At 40.4% G+C, this 18,816-nt stretch carries 20 protein-coding genes; 19 read left to right on the plus strand and 1 reads right to left on the minus strand.

The window, feature by feature from the left end; all coding sequences use genetic code 11:
- The first annotated feature begins 156 nt into the window (after window positions 1-156).
- The 11 genes from IFO66_RS23010 (at window position 157) to IFO66_RS23060 (ending at window position 8,787) form a co-directional block, all read left to right on the plus strand.
- Entirely contained in the window at window positions 157-465 is a 309-nt protein-coding gene (locus IFO66_RS23010; RefSeq protein WP_192027358.1) for a DUF4357 domain-containing protein, read from the plus strand.
- Between the two features lie 32 nt (window positions 466-497).
- Window positions 498-962: an NUDIX domain-containing protein gene (locus tag IFO66_RS23015; RefSeq protein ID WP_192027359.1), complete on the plus strand. Its 465-nt coding sequence runs from the start codon at window positions 498-500 to the stop codon at window positions 960-962.
- A gap of 67 nt (window positions 963-1,029) precedes the next feature.
- On the plus strand, window positions 1,030-1,422 hold the full coding sequence (locus IFO66_RS23020; protein WP_192027360.1) for a hypothetical protein: 393 nt from the start codon (window positions 1,030-1,032) through the stop codon (window positions 1,420-1,422).
- An 84-nt stretch (window positions 1,423-1,506) separates the two neighbouring features.
- Window positions 1,507-1,851 (plus strand): hypothetical protein, encoded by a 345-nt coding sequence (locus IFO66_RS24440; protein WP_192027361.1) that lies wholly within the window; start codon window positions 1,507-1,509, stop codon window positions 1,849-1,851.
- 35 nt (window positions 1,852-1,886) lie between these two features.
- Window positions 1,887-2,360, plus strand: a complete 474-nt coding sequence (locus IFO66_RS23030) for an NUDIX domain-containing protein (RefSeq protein ID WP_192027362.1) — start codon at window positions 1,887-1,889, stop codon at window positions 2,358-2,360.
- A 130-nt stretch (window positions 2,361-2,490) separates the two neighbouring features.
- Window positions 2,491-3,324 (plus strand): serine hydrolase domain-containing protein, encoded by an 834-nt coding sequence (locus IFO66_RS23035; protein WP_225446012.1) that lies wholly within the window; start codon window positions 2,491-2,493, stop codon window positions 3,322-3,324.
- A gap of 83 nt (window positions 3,325-3,407) precedes the next feature.
- Entirely contained in the window at window positions 3,408-4,157 is a 750-nt protein-coding gene (locus IFO66_RS23040) for a thioesterase II family protein (protein ID WP_192027364.1), read from the plus strand.
- A 495-nt stretch (window positions 4,158-4,652) separates the two neighbouring features.
- Window positions 4,653-5,234, plus strand: a complete 582-nt coding sequence (locus IFO66_RS23045; RefSeq protein WP_192027365.1) for a DJ-1/PfpI family protein — start codon at window positions 4,653-4,655, stop codon at window positions 5,232-5,234.
- 71 nt (window positions 5,235-5,305) lie between these two features.
- Complete coding sequence (locus IFO66_RS23050) at window positions 5,306-5,986, plus strand: VOC family protein (protein ID WP_192027366.1); 681 nt, start codon at window positions 5,306-5,308, stop codon at window positions 5,984-5,986.
- Between the two features lie 11 nt (window positions 5,987-5,997).
- The gene (locus tag IFO66_RS23055; protein WP_192027367.1) at window positions 5,998-6,807 is read left to right on the plus strand and encodes a GNAT family N-acetyltransferase; all 810 of its coding nucleotides are present in this window, start codon (window positions 5,998-6,000) and stop codon (window positions 6,805-6,807) included.
- 351 nt (window positions 6,808-7,158) lie between these two features.
- A complete protein-coding gene (locus IFO66_RS23060) occupies window positions 7,159-8,787 on the plus strand; it encodes a discoidin domain-containing protein (protein WP_192027368.1) in 1,629 nt (542 codons plus the stop codon).
- Window positions 8,788-8,955: 168 nt separating this feature from the next.
- On the opposite strand, the gene IFO66_RS23065 is transcribed toward IFO66_RS23060, so the two are convergent.
- Window positions 8,956-10,350 carry a peptide MFS transporter gene (locus IFO66_RS23065; RefSeq protein WP_192027369.1) on the minus strand — a complete coding sequence of 465 codons (1,395 nt, stop codon included), beginning with the start codon at window positions 10,348-10,350 and terminating at the stop codon, window positions 8,956-8,958.
- Window positions 10,351-10,836: 486 nt separating this feature from the next.
- Between IFO66_RS23065 and IFO66_RS23070 the strand changes: the two genes are divergently transcribed.
- The 8 genes from IFO66_RS23070 (at window position 10,837) to IFO66_RS23105 (ending at window position 18,543) form a co-directional block, all read left to right on the plus strand.
- Window positions 10,837-12,147, plus strand: a complete 1,311-nt coding sequence (locus tag IFO66_RS23070) for a hemolysin family protein (RefSeq protein WP_192027370.1) — start codon at window positions 10,837-10,839, stop codon at window positions 12,145-12,147.
- Window positions 12,148-12,306: 159 nt separating this feature from the next.
- Complete coding sequence (locus tag IFO66_RS23075; protein ID WP_192027371.1) at window positions 12,307-12,807, plus strand: hypothetical protein; 501 nt, start codon at window positions 12,307-12,309, stop codon at window positions 12,805-12,807.
- Window positions 12,808-12,838: 31 nt separating this feature from the next.
- Window positions 12,839-13,336 (plus strand): GNAT family N-acetyltransferase, encoded by a 498-nt coding sequence (locus tag IFO66_RS23080; RefSeq protein ID WP_192027372.1) that lies wholly within the window; start codon window positions 12,839-12,841, stop codon window positions 13,334-13,336.
- Window positions 13,337-13,658: 322 nt separating this feature from the next.
- The gene (locus IFO66_RS23085) at window positions 13,659-14,612 is read left to right on the plus strand and encodes a sugar-binding transcriptional regulator (protein WP_225446011.1); all 954 of its coding nucleotides are present in this window, start codon (window positions 13,659-13,661) and stop codon (window positions 14,610-14,612) included.
- A 25-nt stretch (window positions 14,613-14,637) separates the two neighbouring features.
- A complete protein-coding gene (gene deoC, locus IFO66_RS23090; protein ID WP_192027373.1) occupies window positions 14,638-15,324 on the plus strand; it encodes a deoxyribose-phosphate aldolase in 687 nt (228 codons plus the stop codon).
- Between the two features lie 88 nt (window positions 15,325-15,412).
- Window positions 15,413-16,648, plus strand: coding sequence for a NupC/NupG family nucleoside CNT transporter (locus tag IFO66_RS23095; RefSeq protein ID WP_192027374.1), 1,236 nt, complete (start codon window positions 15,413-15,415; stop codon window positions 16,646-16,648).
- Window positions 16,649-16,729: 81 nt separating this feature from the next.
- Window positions 16,730-17,548 carry a purine-nucleoside phosphorylase gene (locus tag IFO66_RS23100; RefSeq protein ID WP_192027375.1) on the plus strand — a complete coding sequence of 273 codons (819 nt, stop codon included), beginning with the start codon at window positions 16,730-16,732 and terminating at the stop codon, window positions 17,546-17,548.
- An 80-nt stretch (window positions 17,549-17,628) separates the two neighbouring features.
- Window positions 17,629-18,543, plus strand: coding sequence for an EamA family transporter (locus tag IFO66_RS23105; protein WP_192027377.1), 915 nt, complete (start codon window positions 17,629-17,631; stop codon window positions 18,541-18,543).
- The last annotated feature ends 273 nt before the right edge of the window (window positions 18,544-18,816 follow it).

Below are 18,816 nucleotides of genomic sequence, written 5' to 3' on the forward strand. Positions count from 1 at the left end.
TGTCTTTTGAATTCTGCTGTAAATGTACGTCTTTGTTTTGGCATAGTAGATCCGCTCCTAGTATTATTCTCTTCATTCTACTAGCCCTTATTTTTATTGTCCAACTAAGTGTAGCCGATCCAACCTGGAACTAAAGATGAAGAGACAAGAGAAGCGATGCTAGTAGTAGAAGACGGAGCATATAGACTTCTGAAAGGATCTTCTATACGAAAGGATCTTGTGAATAGTTTTTCTAGCCATAATTATGTAAGGTTAAGAAATCAGCTTGAACAAGAAGGTTATTTCATAATCTCGAATAGTAGCAGTTTTTTTGAACTTGCAAAAGATGTGGAATTCACCTCTCCATCAGCGGCAGCAGCTGTTGTGAGAAATTGTTCAATGAATGGAAGAAGAGAATGGAAATTAAAGAGTGGAATGAATTTAGACGAATATGAGAATAGAAGCTCTATCGAGAATCTTATTTAATAAGATAAACATACATAAAAGGACGGACAATTATGACGAGACGGATCATTGTAACAGGCGGAGCCATTATTCGAGATAACCAAGGGAGAATCCTACTGCAGAAACGCTCGGATTATGGTGATTGGGGATTGCCAGGTGGAGGCATGGATCATGGTGAAACCATTGAAGAAACGATGATTAGAGAAGTAAAGGAAGAAACGGGACTTGAAGTTCTGGGTTCCAGTTTAGACTCCATAAATACAGGTGAGCGAATGGAGTATACATATCCAGATGGAACTGAAGTTGTGTTCGTTATGTTTCTGTTTCAGGTAGAAGCTGATTTGCAAGGAAGGATTGCCGCAGATGGTGAGCGTCTTATTTTCACAGACCCACATAATGAGTCTTTGCGGCTTATATTTAAGCGAATAGAAGATATCGATATCAAAACTATCAATAAAGTACAAAAACCCGTGTTTAAGGATTTAAAACAAGGAAAAGTTGGCGTATTAAGAAACTAGTATCACTAGGGCGCTATCCAGCAGGCATAGGGACCACTTTGAAATATAGATAAGGAGGCGTCTAATCATGGTTCGTTCGAAACAGAGCGCTCTTGCAATGGCAATAATACTTAGCTTTGTTTATGCGGTTTCTTTAGAAGTTATATCTATCATTATCGGGCAATACGAGGGACCTATCAGAAAAGAGATTATCATTTTCACGCTTATCATCTTGTACGCCTTACCCACTGGTTTGCTCTATCAAAATAAATTCTGGCCGTTTGCCTTGCTCATCATCGTAATAGCACCTCTGTTGTCGATTGCTTTTATGAATGTGTTGGGTGATTGGAAGCAGGTAAGCGGGGAGAATGTAGCTGGTGGAATAGACGCATTAATGCTAAGAATATATCAAATTGTTAGTCTTATTCTAGGAACAGCATTAGGTTTAGTCCGCAATGCTTTCACGGTTCAGCTGAAATAGTAGAAATATTTAAAAAGATGCTAATTTCAAATGAATGTTGAATGTATTCGAGCTTCTGAATTGCATAAAGAAGAATTTTTTGTTATGAAAAAGTATCGGAAAGCAGGAATTGGAAGCGCGGTAGCTAAGCAAATTTTCAAATACACTTTTACATTCTTCATATTTATACAGCGAGGTAACGAAATGACTACTTTATTGACAGGAATCATTATCGGTATTTCCATAGCAGCTTCGGTCGGACCAATTGGTATCCTGTGCATTAGAAAGACATTGGCTTACGGAAGATCATATGGTTTAGCAGCAGGATTAGGAGCGGCAGTGGCTGACGCCTTGTACGGATGCATTGCAGGTTGCAGGGATGAATGTATTGGATTCAGGCTCGGGAACAGCTTCATCTGGACTGAACTGCTTGATGGAATTAAACGATAGCTGCACATGAAATTAGTAAAGGGGTTTGAATCGAAATGTCTATGTCACCCTATTATCAAAATTTGAGAGACAAAGTAGGAGCTGGGCTCCTGTTTATGCCTTCCGTTGCGGCGGTAGTCAGGAATGAAGAGGGTCACATTCTTTTTATCCGAAAAGGTAACGAACAAACTTGGGGCTTGCCAGCAGGAGCCATTGAGATCGGAGAGACACCTGCTCTAGCGATTGTGCGGGAAGTATACGAAGAGACGGGTTTAACGATTGTACCAAACCAAATCATAGGCGTATTTGGTGGAGAAAAGTATCAGTACCAATATAGCAATGGTCATCAAGTGGAGTATTTGGTTATCGTATTTGGATGTTCCATAATAGGCGGGAAGCTAGAAGCAAAGGATGGAGAAGCAGAGGAGCTATGTTTCTTTAGTGAGGATGAAATACCAGATATCGTAATTCCTTATCCGAAAGAAATATTTTTAAAGAACGTTATGGAAGGTAAGACAATGTTTGAATAACTGCAGTCCGATCTATGTTATCCACAGTCTATCGAACGATTGATTCAGCATAATGATAAATGCGCAGTCAACATAGTTAAGAGAGAAGGTACTAAAAAAGATGCTATCGAACAGAGATATCATGGAGCGGATGAAGCATTTTCAAGTTAGTGGGCTCAGTATGGCTATCATCGAAAATGGAAAGCTAAGTCGAGTTGAAGAATTTGGTTTGTGTGAAGAGGGCGGTAGTAGTCCGATCAACCATCAAACGATGTTTAATGCCTGTTCGATTAGTAAGTTTGTTACAGCACTGATAGTCTTAAAACTAGTCGAACAAAGTATTGTTGATCTAGATGAGGATGTGAATGACAAGCTTATTTCGTGGAAAGTACCGAGTTGTCATTTGACATCCATTCATAAAGTTACATTACGCAAACTTCTTAGTCACCAATCAGGAATCCAAGATCCAGATCATAGTTTTGGTGATTATGATTCTTCTCAAGGTGTCCCCACTATGCTCGATTTACTAGAAGGAAAAACTGCATATTGTCCTGAACCAGCAATGATTAGCAATGTACCTGGGACAGCCTTTCACTACTCAGATACGGGCTATTGTGTCATTCAACAGGTAATAGAAGACGTTACAAGCAAGACTTTTCCTAAGGTAGCTCAAGAATTGATATTTAAACCATTAGGGATGAAATATAGTAGTTACATATGTGAAATGTGGGGAGAAAACGAGATTAATTTTGCTTGTGGCCACAATAAATATGGAAACGTGATCGATAATAAGTATTGTATATATCCTTATCCATCTGCAGCGGGCTTATGGTCAACAGCTTCAGATTTGGCGCAACTAACTATTGAGATTCTTGATGCTTCACAGGATCGTGGAAAACTTGGAATATCACAAAATACGATCAATGAAATAATTACCTCTCAAGGTTGGGTGGCAAATGTTCGCGGTTTGATGTTTGAATGCTAATTATTTCTGGACGTTAGATATTACCAATAGTATATTGTTCATATTATGTAGTTACGCTCATAAATGACTGAAGAAGGAGTGGGATGATGCAGCCAGTTAAATTATTTTGTCTACCTTACGCAGGTGGTTCATCTGCTATATATGCCCGATGGAAAAAGTATATTGACTCTTCAAAAATTGAACTTTTGCCTGTCGAACTTGCAGGGAGGGGCGCAAGAACGGAAGTACCACTTTTGGACTGTATGGATGAAGTGGTTGAGGATGTTTATCATACTATTAAAGATAAAATTGGATCTGGTCCGTTTTCATTTTTTGGATACAGTATGGGATGTGTAGTTTCTCTTGAATTAGCACACCGGGTTGTGCAGCGAACGGGGCAGATGCCGCTTTATATGTGCATGTCCGCAAGAAAGGCACCGCATCTGCCTGGACGGAAAAGTCCTCTGCACACGCTTTTGCCTGAGCAATTCGAGAAGGAGATTATAAAGCTAGGAGGCACACCCCCAGAACTATTCCAGGATGCGGAGCTAGTAAAACTATTTGTCCCAATGCTTAGAGCAGATCTGAAAGCTTTGGAAACGTATCAAATCCAACCTAAGTCTACTCGCTTGACATGTGATTTCTCAGTTCTTGGAGGAATTCAAGATGACATTACCCTCCAGGAATTGAATGAGTGGGGGCAGTATACAGAAGGAACGTGTACAACTTACCAATTTGAGGGTGGACACTTCTTCTTAAATGACCACTCAGAAGCGATTGTCCAACATTTGCAACAAACGATTGAAGAAGCACTCCGTAGACAGAAGCTTCTGCACCATGCAGCATTAGAATAAGAGATAGATTGAAAAAGATTCTGAATGGTGAACGTCAACCTGCTATTTTTACGATTAACTTCATTCGTTATCGATATTTCATTAGTCATACCACTCCATGTAAACGGCTTTTCTCATAGTCCTCTTAAACAATGGCCGTGTAAATTTGAAACCATCCTGAACCGTTATTTTTCCAAAATGAAAAATGACCGTAATCTCTACTACGAATGCTACTTGCTAAAACTATGAACAGTCTGATTAAACAGAGTAGATGATAGCATTTTATAGAAATACAACTCTACTAGTATTATAACTAAAATAGAGGATGTGCTTGTACATAGAGGAAAACAAAGGTAAAATATAACTATAAATATAATTGTGCGAGAATAGTCTTTCGTTCCTAATGAATAAACAACTAGCTAGAAAAATAGTAGATAATCGTACTGTAAAGACCAAGTGTTCGCAGCATTTGGTCTTTAATTATAAAGTGATACCTACGAATGAGGAGGCAGAACAATGAAGATTGGGTTTGTACTCTTTAATGGAATTACGTTTTTGGACTTTATTGGATTTTATGATGTGATTTATCGTTTAAACAATTTCGTCAAAACACAGGGTACGACCTGGGATATTTGTGGGCTAACAGAAGAAATTACGGATGAGCTAGGATTTACGGTGAAAGTAACGAAAGTAAAGCCTGACCTTTCTCAATATGACTTGCTGTATGTGCCTGGTGGAATAGGAACTCGTAAGCTAAGATACGATAAAGAGTTTATTGAATGGCTGAAGCAGGCGGAGAAAGTGGATACGATTGTATCTGTATGCACGGGTGCGCTATTGCTTGGGGCAGCTGGATTTTTGGAAAATAAAAAAGCTACGACTCATCCGAATGCATATGATCTGCTTGAACCTTACTGTGAAGAAGTTGTTCATGCAAGAATTGTGAAAGATGGAAATGTAATTACCGCTGGAGGGGTTGCGACAGCAATAGATCTTGCCTTATATATGGTTGAGCTATATGTCTCTAAAGAAGCGGTTGAAGTCATTAAGAAACATATCGATTATCCTTATGATGTTAAAGGGGTTGTCGAAGTTTAAGTACAAGTTATAAGACGTTGAGCAGCATAATTGTTTTATATATAATTTCAGACAACATGGGGGCAGACGAGATGAAGATTATTAAAGTAGAAGCTCAATGTAAATTGCTAAATGAAATGCAGCATTTTTATCATCAAGTACTTGGATTGGAATTAATAGAAACGACAGAGCACTCATTTAGTGTACAGGTTGGCAGTACTGCGCTATGTTTCGAACGAACGGAGGAGACATTGCCTTCTTCGTATCATTTTGCCATCAATATTCCTGAAAACCAAATCCAAGATTCGCTGGAGTTCGTACGACAAAAGGTGAACCCGATTCAAGAGGATGGACAAACCATTGTACATTTTGAAGATTGGAATGCACATTCTTTCTACTTCTTAGATCCAGAAGGTAATATTCTTGAATGCATTGCGAGACACAATCTTTCTAACGCTTCAAATGAAAACTTCTCCATATCCAGCTATATTAATATAAGCGAAGTAGGAGTTCCTGTTCCTGATGTAAGAGCGGCAGTGGAAGTAATGAAGACAGAATTGGGCATAAACTATTGGCTGGGACAAAGTGACACGTTTACACCAGTCGGAGATGAAGATGGATTAATCATCTTGGTCAAAGAAGGGCGACAATGGTTTATGTCTGACGTCATAGCAGCACCACTACCTACTAAGATTCATATAGAAGATGCACAAGGCAGTGTCATTACATACTCTTCACAAAATGAAATTAAGATAATAACTAAAGATACGTAATGAGGCAAGATATGAACCCTACCATTCCAACGCAACAATTGATCCAGAATATCGAATCTTCAGAAATCGACTATATGACAGAACGTATGATTGCGATTCAGAACAGGCCAGATAACCCTGAGGGGATTGAGATTCAGCGGATTGGAAATGCGATATGCTACTATAGTCGAACGATGCCGTGGCCAACATTTAATACGGTAAAGGGCCTAACAAGCGCTGACATTGAAGTTGTTGAGCCGATTGTTGATTTTTATAGAAGCAGAGACAGAAAAGTTCAGTTCGAAATTATTCCTTCTATGGTCGATCAAAGCTTTTTGAAGCGCTTAGCAGACTTAGGACTATATCAATCAGGATTCCATTGCTCATTGTACACGGAACCAAGATTGCATACTGAAGAAGTTCTGGATGGAGTCACCATCAAGGAAGTTCAAGAAGATCAGTTTGATCTGTATGCGACCATTAACTGCAGAGGTACGGGTTTGTCGGATGACGGCATTTCTTATGTAGCTCAAAATAATAAGGTGCTGTATCATCGTCGAGGCTGGAAGTTTTTTATCGCGTATGTGGATGAAGTTCCAGCGGCAGCGAGTGTCATATATATGAACAATCATTTGGCTTCACTTACTTTTGCTGCAACATTGCCGGAATATCGCAACCGCGGATTGCACAGTATGATGCTGCAAACAAGATTAGCTGAAGCGAGGTCTAATGATTGCAGTCTAGCAATTAGTCAATGTGCTTTCCTATCACAGAGTCATCGGAATATGGAACGTATAGGTATGAAGCTGGGGTATGTAAGAACCTCTTGGACGGAAGCTTAACTTGTATAAAAATTGCAAGAGGATGAAATATATCGTCTAACTTTGACAAGGCCCGGCCGAGGAAATAGATTATGTAGGCCGGGCCTTGTTGTCTGCCCGCTAAGCATGCGCTAACTTTTAACTGATTTATTGTTATGAGTCTGAGTGTATGCTACTATAACTACAAATATATTGGATTTTATACTATTGAGTACTAGATTGCTTTTTTTAACCCTCACATCACTCCATATTTCGATTTATTTTGATACCTATCACGCCTTGCTATCTGCTTCTCGTGATAGTGTTGCAAGATCCTCATTTACTAAATGTATTTCATACTTGTTTAGGCTTTATTCTCAAGGAGGGATTACTTTGAATGTAAATCATATGGACTACTATAAGTATCGGTATCTCAATTGTTTCAAAGCTCAATACCTTGCCGAATTGCTTGAAAAAGGAATACCCGTGGATTATCTTTTTTTTGATGCTTATGTGGAGACGGATGACATTTTAGAGCATACCATTGATAATGGGCAAGAACGTTGGACATTGAATATAAAAACACTAAGTGAATTAGCGCATGTTGGGATCTATGTATTGTATCGATATTTTCCTACTATGTCTTCCTCGTATCCGTATGTGCAAGAAAAACTTGCAGCAAATCAAACCTTATATATGTGGGCGTCGCAAAATCATTTGCCGCATTTAGCACATTTGCCAGATGGTGTTCATGTAATTGGACTTCAATCTTATAATGAGGAAGACGGAACGTTTACCATCTCTGATGTTCCTGGTATATCAGGGCACCCGTACGAAGAAATACATATCCAAAATGCCTTTAATCATTTGGAAGATAGCTTCAAGTACATTTATTATCTTTATGACGAAGATTATATTTTTACAGAAGAGATTGTTGAAATTTTAATTAGAAAATTCGAAGACAGCTTCTTGCTTGTTAACGAGGACTTCAAGTTGTACGAGCGAATGAATGAGCTGTTTCAGCTACATTATGATATCCAAGAGGAACGATTAACTGTATATCATCGTATGGAAAATGCTTTGGCAGTTATTGCAGGCTCTCGTTACTTCTTAGCGAAGTTCTTAAAGGTTATTCACTACCCGGTGATCAGTGAATTAGAAGAAATCATTAAACATGCACATAGTCTTCAAAAAGTATTTTTGAAAGGGAAAATTGGAGCGAATATCACCAACTATAAAGTTGAAGATAAATTGTTGTTGTTAAAGTCTTTAGAACTAGAAACGATATTGAAGATTAAACAATTGATTGTTCAAAAGAGAGAGGAACGCGGATATCCTAAGAAGATAAGCGAGCATGCTCGTACAACCATGACTGATATGGGTCTCACTTGCAAGATGTTAGATCTGAACAAAGTGAAATTAGATTGGACGGAGGTTATTCAGGAAGAGTACCTGTATAGCTATGAGATATATGTGAATGATACGCTGCATGGAACTACATTGCTGAATACCTATGAAATAACGAATCTTGCGTATGATAGTCATGTGGAAATACGCATACGAGTTAAAAATTTCTCTGGTTACATCGAGCAATGTAATGATTGTGTAACGATTCAGACGGGATATAAAGATACGAATTGTGCACTGGGCAAGCCAGTTACCTGCTCGTCAGAAGAAACTTCTATCTTCACGAAAGAAAATGTGAATAATGGTGTTGAGGGTACAAGATGGGGCAGTGTTGTTGGAAGTGACGAAGAATGGATTTGTATTGATTTATTAGAACAAACGGAAGTTCAGCGAGTCGTATTGAATTGGGAATCCCATGCTCAATCGTATACCATTGATATATCTGATGACAATGTCAATTGGCAAACCGTTGTTACGAACGATAACGGTGTAGGCGGGGTTGAAGAATTTAATAACCTTAAGGATATCAGGTGCAGATATATAAAAATGAATGGACGTAAGCGAGGCACGACTTGGGGATATTCATTATGGGATTTTGAAGTGTATGCAGTCTAATACGCCTCATGTGAGAAAGTAATCCAGTGAACCATCTGGGTTACTTTTTTTGCATGCGTAAGGGCAGCTCGCAAGATGCCATTCAATATGCAATCTTCTGAAAATCATACAAAACAGCCCTTGTCCTATAGGAGGATAAGGGCTGTTCCATATCAATGTGATCCTTTATTATAGTTCGGATACTTGCGCCATAGAGCTGAGTTTCTTCGACAATAGCATGAGAACCAAGCCAAGGACGATAGCAGCAGCACCAATGATGGCAAATACATTGAAGTAGCCGAGTGTTGTAATGTTGGATGCGAACTGGCTTCCAAGTATGTTCGCAATCCCTGTACTAGATAACCATACTCCCATTAATAGGGAAGTTAGTTTAACAGGAGAAATTTTGTTTACAATGGACAAACCAACTGGCGACAAGAACAGTTCCCCAAGTGTGTGGAAGAAGTATGTTCCAACAATAAACATAATATGAGCTTGAGATATAACGCTATTCGGATCGCTACCTGTTTGCATAACTGCTACTAGCAGTACCATGTAACCTACACCCAATAGTACCATCCCTAGTCCCATTTTAACTCCGAAGCTCAGGTCACCACGTTTGGATCGAGCAAGCTTTAACCATAGTGCAGAGACGATTGGTGCGAGAATGATAATGAACAATGGGTTAATGGACTGGAACCACGACGTCGGAATTTCAAATCCGAATAACGTTTTATCAACAAACTGATTTGTATACAATGTTAACAAACCGCCAGCTTGTTCAAATCCTGCCCAGAAGAAAATAACAAAGCATGTGATAATTAAAATAACTTTTGTGCGCTGCTTCTCAAGTGGTGTTAATGGCGTCTTTACTGCAGCAGTCTTTTGATCGATTTTACTACGCACAGGTGCATTACCGATATCACCAAGATATTTAGGAGCCAACGTATTGAATATAATTTGCCCGATTACCATTCCGATACCGGACGCTAAGAATGCATATTTATAACCATACAAGATCGTATCAGCCATAGGAATTTTGAACAACTGCTCTGCCAAGTAGCCGCACACAAGCGGTGCGAACAAGCTGCCGACATTAATACCCATGTAGAATATCGTATAAGCGGAGTCGACACGACGGTCACCCTTCGGATACAAATCGCCGACGAGCGTAGATACATTCGGTTTGAAGAATCCATTACCGATAATGATAAACGCAAGGCCGATGTACAGCATTGTCGTGGTTTGATCCATAAATAGAGCGAAGTTACCGATTGCAATAGATATACCGCCAATCGTTACTGCAAGCCTTCTTCCGAGATATTTGTCAGATAAATATCCGCCCAATAGTGGTGTGAAGTAACATGCTCCGGTAAAAATACCGTAAACCGTAAGAGCGGTACTTTCTGAGAAACCCAACCCTCCGCTGATTAACGCGGTAGTTAAGTAAAGTACGAGCATAGCTCTCATTCCATAGTAACTGAATCTTTCCCACATTTCTGTGAAAAATAGTACATACAAGCCCGGTGGATGCTTGTCCTTGCGATTCGTTGCACTGGAAGCGGCTGCTTGATGAGTTGACATGATGTGTTCCTCCTGTCCGCAACGTTTATAATTATAAAAAAACGTAGTTGAATATTCATGATCATACGCTGATCTATTAGGGGGTGTCAACTGGAAATAGGGATTTACAATACTTAAATTCCAGTAATTTCAATAACGTAATATATACTAATAAAGATGAACAAGTTGTATCGTTTACATGCGTGGTACATATTACCTAACCGTGAAATACTCATAATAAACAGGTATAAAATTAAAAATAAGGGTAAGTAACATCTAATAAAAAATAGGGTAAATTAAAAACAGCGTGGGCGTATGAATTGGATTGTGGTGGCGTAACCGTACAGAAAGGGTTGCTGCACTGACTATATAGTCATGTTTAGTGTGGAGAGGGTCAAATACGACTGTATTCAGACTTTGTAACTTTCGAAATAAGAAATTATAATAAGAGTAACTTTATTGCAAAAATTATGAAATCTATTGTCAAAAGGAGAAGGTACATATCTAATGGAAATTCCCACGGTTGAGTTTATCCTCATTGCTTTACTGATTGCATTGACAGCCTTTTTTGTAGCAACGGAGTTTGCTATTGTCAAAATTCGTACGAGCCGTATCGATCAATTGGTATTGGAAGGACAAAAAAACGCCCTGGCAGCCAAAAAAGTAATCAGCAACTTAGATGGATACTTGTCTGCTTGTCAATTGGGTATTACCATTACCGCGCTTGGATTAGGATGGTTAGGGGAACCGACTGTCGAGAAACTTCTTCATCCTTTATTTGACGAGTTTGGCTTAAAACCTGAGCTGGCTGGAATCCTTTCCTTTGTGATTGCGTTTGTTCTGATGACATACATCCATGTGGTTGTAGGTGAATTAGCTCCCAAGTCATTGGCTATTCAAAAAGCAGAAAAGATTACTTTGCTGTTAGCGAAGCCAATCATTTTCTTTTATAAAATTATGTACCCGTTTATTTGGCTCTTGAATGGTTCAGCGAATGCACTTATTCGTTTGTTCGGATTGAAGCCTGCAAGTGAGCATGAAGAGGCTCACTCGGAAGAAGAGCTTCAAATTATATTAAGTGAGAGTTACGAAAGTGGTAAGATCAACAACACAGAGTATGGATATGTAAGTCGTATTTTTGCTTTTGATGAATTGTTGGCCAAAGAGATTATGGTACCGCGTACCGATATGATCTCATTGGATGGGGATCTTACTGTAATGGAGAACATTCCAATTATGCGCGAGGAACAGTACACTCGTTATCCTGTCATACACAATGACAAGGACAACGTAATTGGTATGGTCAATATGAAGCAGTTATTCCTTACAATGGATGGGACGCTTCGTGAACAACCTTTGAAAAACTTAATTCGTCCTGTACTGACGGTGTCAGAAGCTATGCCTGTTAAGCAATTGCTGCGAAAAATGCAGCAAGATCATATTCATATGGCGATACTAGTCGATGAATACGGCGGTACATCAGGTATGATTACGATTGAGGATATTCTTGAAGAAATCGTCGGTGAAATTCGGGATGAATTTGATGCCGAAGAGCGCGCAGAGGTGGAGCGTGTAGATGATGGTCATTATCGTGTAGATGGTAAAGTATTGCTCAGCGATGTCAATGACCTACTTGGTACTCATCTAGAAAGCGATGATTTTGATACGATTGCAGGTTGGTTGTACGATCGTCATCCAGAAGGCAAGCGTGGGAGTAAGATTGTAGTGGAAGGGGTTATGTTCACGATTCTTGAAAAGGAACGTCACCGTATCCGTAAAATTGAATTGAAGCGAATGGACGAAGTAGAGGGACAGTAATTCAACATTTACAGTTCATAGCGACTATGATATGTTAAGATTAACCAAAAAACGTATAGCACAGTGGCCGAAAGCATCGGACAATTCTCATTACTTGAGGATTGTCCTTTTTTGCGTTTCCAGGGGTTGCCAAGCGTGCTCAAAAGGAGATATATTCATATGAAACAAACCGTGGATCTGAAGTCATTCTATGTAGCAGGTACTTTTCATGATTGCTATGAGGACATGTACCTTTACGTGACGAAACAAAGTATAATTCAAAGTACTTTTCCTCGCAAACAAAGGGTAATGCCAATGGTGTATGGACTGCGGTTGGAACAGCGTTATTTTTCTGGAGTACGATGTAATAGCAATCAGGATATTTCGCATGGCGATTATGTAATTGAGGTGCGTGGAGGAAGTTATGAAATGAGATCGTACAGCCAGTTGTGTCTGGATGTGGAAGGAACTCTATCAGACACTACTTCAATAGATCTTCCGAAACCAATTACGATCATTGAGTTTGTGGGGACTCCTGACGGCTACGCACCTTGGTGGTGTTATATTCCGGTCTCATTTAAACCATGGGAGGATATGAAAAATGATCGTAGATTGCCTCGTAACCTGAAGGCGGACATGATACTTAGAGAATCGCGCAGATGTTATTCGCTTGCTTACTAGCTAGATACTAACATGTAGAGGGGTAAATGTGATGAATATTCGTCCAGTTTTAAAGGAAGATGCTAGCCATATTCAAACGGTCGCTAGGCAGTCTTGGAATGCCGCATACGGTAATATTTATCCGCAATCTTTTATCGATGAGTTCGTCAGTAAAGCTTACAGTGTAGATAGTCTGGAGCAGGGTGCAGAAAGAGACGAGCAGAGAGCGGAACGACATTTTTATGTTTGTGAAGCTGAGGGTTCTATTATTGCATTTGCCCAAGTCATGAGCCAGGAAGCAGCCGGCGAATATGAGTTGCTACGTATCTATGTGCAGCCAGAACGGCAGAATGCAGGTGCTGGACGATTGCTATTGTCTAATTTTCTGACTACAATGCCTCACATGAATAAGCTTGTAGCGTGGGTAGAGGACAAAAATGAGCAAGGACGGCGTTTTTATGAGCGCAGTGGTTTTACAGAAACCTCTCAAATGGTAGAGAAGCATGAACATTTTGAGACCCAACTTATAGAGTATACTTGGCAGCGTTGATATTTTTATCGGTAGTAATCGATATTGTAACTTGAAATATTAGAAATAGAATATACTAATAGTAGAGCACCGAGCATGTCGGTGCTTTTTTTGATATGATATTGATCATTTGGTTTTTTATGGATGAAATTAATTTCATGGAAGATATTAATTTTATTTGGAAAACGTTAACACACCTAGTATAGTTGACGTTGTAAGCGTTTTTCAGGTACTATGTAATCAAATGATAAATACTTCTTTGACATAATTTCATAGAGAAATGATAACGTATCGAAACTGATTTGCTAATTTTGATAGGGTGCAGTAAGGAGACAACATTTTTATGATTGAAAATGAAAAGCCTTACATTGTAGTAGAAGTTGCAAAACTTTATTATCAAATGGACCTCAGCCAGAAGGAGATTGCAGAAAAGCTGGGAATATCTCGGCCTTCTGTGTCACGTTACTTAAAGCTGGCAAAGCAAAGCGGTGTCGTTAAGATTGAAGTGTTTGATCCGGTCGATTACTGCTCGAGCTTGAAGGAACAGTTTCAACAGCATTTCAATTTGAAAAAGTGCGTCATTACGATGGCACCTGTGAATGATTCAGAAGTTATAAAAGAGGTAATATCTGAGAGTGTAGCCCAATATGTTCATGACATTGTCAAGGACGGTGATACGATTGGCGTCACTTGGGGAACGACACTGTATAAGATCGCCGGCAAAATGACTTCTAAGCATGTGCAAAATGTAAGAGTCGTTCAGCTGAACGGCGGAATAAGTTTCTCGGCAGATACGTACGCTTTCGAAATTGCCAGTCTTGTAAGCGCTGCATTTCATACAACTCCATACTATGTTCCGGTTCCCGCAATTGTGGACCATACGCTTGTCAAACAAGCGATAGTATCGGACAAGCACATTAAAAAAGTATTGGAAATTGGTCGTGAAGCAAACATTGCAATCGTAACAACAGGTACGCATCATAGTAATTCTGTCCTCATGAAAGCTGGCTATTTATCGGCTGATGAAATGAAAGCGTTGGATCAGACGAAAGCAGTCGGTGACATTTGCGCTCGTTATATTAATAGAGATGGACAAATCTGCTCTACAGATTTAGACGAACGTACAATAGGGATTGAACTGGATGTTCTAGCAAAGAAGGAAACGAGTATTCTAGCAGCAGGTGGACGTGAAAAAGTAGATGTGATGTTAGGTGCATTACGAGGGCGTTATGTAAATGTGCTTGTAACAGACCAATTCACAGCTCAAGCGATGCTAGATCAATTGAACGCAAACTAATGGGATGAAGAAGGGAAGATTCAAGATGAACCAACAACTTGCAAACATGATTGACCATACGTTATTGAAACCTAATGTACAAGATGAGCAAATCGTAGAACTTTGCCAAGAGGCAAAACAATATCAATTCGCTTCGGTTTGTGTTGAGCCTTGTTATGTAGCTCTTGCAGCAGAGGAATTAAAAGATAGCGGAGTGGACATTTGCACAGTTATCGGGTTCCCACTTGGGGCTAATACATTGGCAACGAAAGTATTCGAAGCTAAAGATGCAATTGCAAACGGTGCAACTGAAATCGACTATGTAATAAGTATCAGCGACGTATTGAACGGACGTTGGGAGCAAGTTGAGCGTGAAATGCGTGCGTTTACGGAACTTCGTGATGAAGCAAACACAGGTGTAATCGTGAAAATCATCTTGGAAACTTGTTACTTGACAGATGCTCAAATCGTAGAAGCTTGCCGCTTGGCTCGTGAAACAGGTTTGGATTTCGTGAAAACGTCTACAGGTTTTGGTACAGGTGGAGCAACAGTTGAGCACATTCGAATGATGCGTGAGACAGTAGGAGATGCCTGTGGAGTGAAGGCTTCTGGAGGTATTCGTACTCGTGAAGATGCATTGGCAATGGTAGAAGCAGGAGCAAGCCGTATTGGTGCAAGCGCAAGTGTTGCTATCGTTACAGATGGCGGCAGCAATGAAGGCAGCGGGTATTAAGATTTAGATTGTTGAGTTTTAGTTGTGTGGCTTTTTGCTCATTACGAGTGAAAAGCTTGTCACACATCCATCTTAGGGAGGACATCTCATGAACGTGTTAAGCGGCTTGATAGGGATTGCAGTTATTTTTGGAATCGGTTTTCTAATGTCTTCGAATCGTAAAGCGATTAAACCGCGTACGATATTGCTTGGTTTGCTGCTGCAAATTACCTTCGCTTACTTAGCTATTAAAAATGAATACGGCGTAAAAGTAATGGGTACGCTGTCTGACTTTGTTAATGGTTTGATCGGCTATGCGAATGAAGGAATTATGTTCTTGTTTGGCGGACTATATGATAAGGCAGCGAATGGAAGCGCAGATAGCGGAATTTTCTTCGTGTTTGCATTCCAAGTATTGCCGCTCGTTATTTTCTTCGGTGCACTTATTGCAGCGCTTTATCATCTAGGCATTATGCAATTTATTATTCGTGTACTTGGCGGTGCTATCTCTAAGCTTCTCGGTACAAGTAAGCCGGAATCCTTGTCTGCGGCTGCGAATATCTTTGTAGGTCAGTCTGAAGCACCACTAGTTGTTAAACCATTCCTTCCTAAAATGACAAAGTCTGAGTTGTTCGCGGTAGTAACGGGTGGTCTAGCATCCGTATCCGGTTCTGTATTGGCTGGTATCGCAGGAATGGGTGTTGACCTTAAGTTCTTGTTGGCAGCGTGCTTTATGTCCATGCCTTCCGGACTAATTATGGCGAAGTTGTTCATGCCTGAAACGGACAATTCCGAACGCACATTTACAATTGATGTGAAGAAAAATCAAGGTGAATCGGTTAACTTGATTGAGGCAATTTCCGTTGGTGCAATCGACGGTATGAAGCTAGCAGCTACAATTGGTGCGATGTTGCTTGCGATGACGTCCCTCATCGCTATGTTGAATGGTGGTCTTGGCGCAGTTGGCGGCTGGTTCGGATTTAGCATTACACTTGAGCAAATCTTTGGATATATCTTTGCTCCATTGGCACTAGCAATCGGTGTTCCTTGGTCTGAAGCTGTACAAGCTGGTACGTTTATCGGTCAAAAAATTGTGTTGAACGAGTTTGTTGCATACTCTAACTTTGCTCCAGTAATGGGCACACTATCTGAGAAGACACAAGTGATTATTACATTCGCATTGTGCGGATTTGCTAACTTCTCCTCGATTGCAATCTGTGTAGGCGGTATCGGAAGCCTTGTTCCTGAGCGTCGTGCTGAAATTGCTTCGATCGGTCTAAGAGCGATGTTCGCAGGGGTGCTTGCTTCTTTGCTAAGTGCAACCATTGCAGGTATGTTCGTATAATAATCAGAAACAAGTTATAATAAGATATCGATAACTTTAATAATAGTTACTACATTATGTTTAGACACGGAGGGTTTTATTATGCATCAAACAGCGCATATTAATGAAGCAAAAGACTTTATTTTGACAAAGACGAATCTTCGTCCAACAATCGGTATGATTCTTGGTTCTGGCCTTGGCGGACTTGCAGACGATCTTGCTAACGCGGTTGTTATTCCTTACAGCGAAATTCCTCACTTTGCTAAGTCTGAGGCAGTAGGGCATGCAAATGAGCTTGTTATCGGTGAATTGGAAGGCAAGATCGTTGTAGCTATGAAAGGTCGCTTCCACTACTATGAGGGTTATTCCTTGGATGATGTTACGTTCCCAGTACGTGTAATGAAAGCATTGGGCGTAGAGAATGTTATCATTACAAACGCTTGTGGCGCGGTTAACACGAGCTACAAAGCTGGTGAGCTAATGCTTATTACAGACCACTTGAACCTTGTTATGAACAACCCGCTAATGGGGCCTAACAACGACGAGCTAGGCGTTCGTTTCCAAGACTTGTCCAAAGCATACAACCCAGAGCTTCGTGAATTGGCTCTACGTGTTGCAGATGGTCAAGGTATTAACATGCAGCAGGGTGTTTACGCTTGGTGGACAGGCCCAGCTTATGAAACTCCAGCTGAAATTCGCATGATTCGTACGCTTGGCGCTGATGCAGTAGGTATGTCTACGGTACCAGAAGTAATCGTAGCGAACCATGCAGGCTTGAACGTACTAGGTATTTCTTGCTTGACGAACATGGCTTGCGGTATTCTCGACCAACCGCTTAACCACGAAGAAGTTATCGAGGTAGCTGCACAAGTAAGAACTTCATTCGTTGCACTTATTAAAGGAATTTTGAAAGAAGTTTAATCCCATATAAAATAGTAAGTTAAGGGTCTTATACGTTAAGGCCCTTTTCTTATTTATTAATTTTGAGGTGAATGGTTGAAGTGAAAGGTATTATTTATGTACTGCTGGGAGCATGCTTCTACGGGGTATTATCTACATTTGTAAAACTTGCTTATGGTGAAGGTTTCATCGTCAATGATGTAGTAGGTATTCAACTGCTGATAGGTACTTTGATTCTATGGGGCTTAGTAGGTGGTAAGAATCTGGCAGGCTCTAAGCAGGTTGGAAAGGGCAGTCGCCAGCCGTCTATGAATGAAGCGCTGTTCTTGCTTGTTGTAGGCTCCTCTACGGGTCTAACAGGTGTCTTCTATTATCAGAGCTTGCAATATGTATCCGCTTCCTTCGCAATATTGCTGTTGTTCCAGTTTACTTGGATGGGTGTTGTATTGGAAGCGATCACAACACGCAAATTTCCTGCTAAAGAGAAATTGGTTGCACTTATTCCATTGTTAGTAGGAACAGTTATTGCGGGCGGAATGCTCTCTAAGGGAGTTACGTTCCACACGCAAGGTATTATCTACGGGTTATTATCGGCTCTGACATATACGATATTTATTTTTGTTAGTGGTCGTGTAGCGACAGATGCTGACTCTTTAACACGTACTGCCTATATGGTAACAGGTGGCTTTATCGTAGCTGCTATCGTCGTAACACCTACATTCTTCTTCGAGCCGTCGATTATTTTCGATGGGCTAGGCAAATACGGTTTAATTCTAGGTATTATGGGTCCTGTACTATCTACACTGTTCTTTGCAAAAGGAGTGCCACTTACGGGTGCTGGTATGGCTTCTATTTTAGGAGCGATGGAGCTTCCAATGGCCATTGTGATGTCTATGCTCGTCCTTCACGAGCAAGTAAGCTTGCTTCAATGGGGCGGCGTTGCTCTCATTATGTTTGGGGTGGCATGGCCAGAGTTAGTTAAGCGTAGACGAACTCGCAAAATATCAGCCACATAAATGGAAAAGGGAGCGAAAAGCTCCTTTTTTTGTACGTAAAGCGGGAAATGTATGTACGCAGTTTAGATGTGTAAGTGTAAAGTCGATATCCTCGAAAAAATAACTTATATGCAGCTATGCAGCAAGACTTAGTGACGAACTGTCTCTGAGTCTTATTGTTGTACGCCCAGCATGGGCGTCATCTCTAGGGTGAAAGTCCCGAACGGGGGCTGGCGAACGCCTACCGTTAGCCAAGAGCAAGGGTGTCTGTCGTGAGGCAGAATCTGAAGGAAG

The sequence above is a fragment of the Paenibacillus arenosi genome (assembly GCF_014841135.1).
Lineage (GTDB): Bacteria > Bacillota > Bacilli > Paenibacillales > Paenibacillaceae > Paenibacillus_B > Paenibacillus_B arenosi.